Raw genomic sequence first — 1297 nt, forward strand, 5'->3', positions numbered from 1 at the left:
AACCGCCCTGGGCCTGCGCCACGAGGCGGAAGGCTGGTTCGCCCCGGAACCGGAGGAACAGGCGGAACCCGGGTAACCGGCAGAGCCGGCCGAACCGGGACCGCCCCACTCCGCTAGGCGGGCCGCCCCTTAGGCCTCCGCAACCCCGCCCCCGTAAGCCTCCGCACCAGCTCCTTCGAGCCGATCTCCACCGCCCCCGCCCGCACCGCGTCCGCATACCGCTCCGCGGGCACGTCGTAGTGATCGCGCTCGAAGGCGCGCGGCGGACACACCACCCCCGCCGCGAACGCGTGGAGTTCCTCGAAGGAGACGTCGCTGACCAGGTGGGACCACATGCGGCCGTGGCCCGGCCAGGTGGGCGGGTCTATGTAGACGGTCACGTGAGGCCGCCCACCGGGGCGACGACCACGCCCGCCTTGCCGCAGACCCAGTGCGGGTCGGGGCCCAGCTCCGGTTCCACGTCCAGCGCGTGGGGGTCGCCCGTGCCGCACACCGGACACAGCGGCCACCGCCCGTACCGCTCCAGGAGCGCGTCCTGGACGTCCTGGGCGACGAGACCGGCGACGTAGTCGACGCCTTCCGGCCACTGCTCGACCCACCAGCGTCGGTGCGCCACCGACTCCTCGACGAGCGAGACGACCTCGGCCTGTGCGACCTCGCGGGTCACCAGGTCGGCGAGGACAAGGGCGCGAGCGGCGTGCAACGCCTGCTCCAAGGGGTCGATCGTGTCCATGCAGCCATTGTCGCCCCGTACGCAACCCGACAGGAAAGGGCTCTGGGAATGACCGAGGTCCCGGGCGAGCTCGGGACCTACGGGGTCTTGACCGGCCACCCGGTCCGAAAATATCTTTCAGATGTGACCAATGATGTGAAGGAAATTTTCGCGGACGCCGCACCCCCCGCCCCCGCCGCCCTCGCGGCCAAGGTGCGGACCCTCGCGCCGTCGATGACCCGCTCCATGCAGCGGGTCGCCGAGGCCGTCGCCGGCGACCCCGCGGGATGCGCCGCCCTCACGGTCACCGGCCTCGCCGAGCTCACCGGCACCAGCGAGGCGACCGTCGTGCGCACCGCCCGCCTCCTCGGCTACCCCGGCTACCGCGACCTGCGCCTCGCCCTCGCCGGACTCGCCGCCCAGCAGCAGTCGGGCCGCGCCCCGGCCGTCACCGCGGACATCGCCGTCGACGACCCGATCGCGGACGTCGTGGCGAAGCTGGCGTACGACGAGCAGCAGACCCTCGCCGACACCGCCGCCGGACTGGACACCGGGCAGCTCGGCGCCGCCGTCGCCGCGCTCGCC

3 protein-coding genes are annotated in these 1297 nt (G+C 73.2%); 1 reads left to right on the plus strand and 2 read right to left on the minus strand.

Going from position 1 to position 1297, the window contains the following annotated elements; all coding sequences use genetic code 11:
- Positions 1–113: 113 nt before the first annotated feature.
- Complete coding sequence (locus AOK03_RS40005) at positions 114–380, minus strand: DUF4031 domain-containing protein (protein ID WP_055570217.1); 267 nt, start codon at positions 378–380, stop codon at positions 114–116.
- Complete coding sequence (locus AOK03_RS40010) at positions 377–733, minus strand: hypothetical protein (protein ID WP_055570218.1); 357 nt, start codon at positions 731–733, stop codon at positions 377–379. Before AOK03_RS40010 ends, AOK03_RS40005 begins: the two co-directional genes overlap by 4 nt.
- A gap of 123 nt (positions 734–856) precedes the next feature.
- On the opposite strand from AOK03_RS40010, the gene AOK03_RS40015 reads away from it, so the two are divergent.
- A partial coding sequence (locus tag AOK03_RS40015; protein ID WP_167355710.1) for a MurR/RpiR family transcriptional regulator occupies positions 857–1297 on the plus strand: 441 nt, incomplete at its 3' end.

Origin of the sequence: Streptomyces atriruber, assembly GCF_001418325.1 — a bacterium.
Lineage (GTDB): Bacteria > Actinomycetota > Actinomycetes > Streptomycetales > Streptomycetaceae > Streptomyces > Streptomyces atriruber.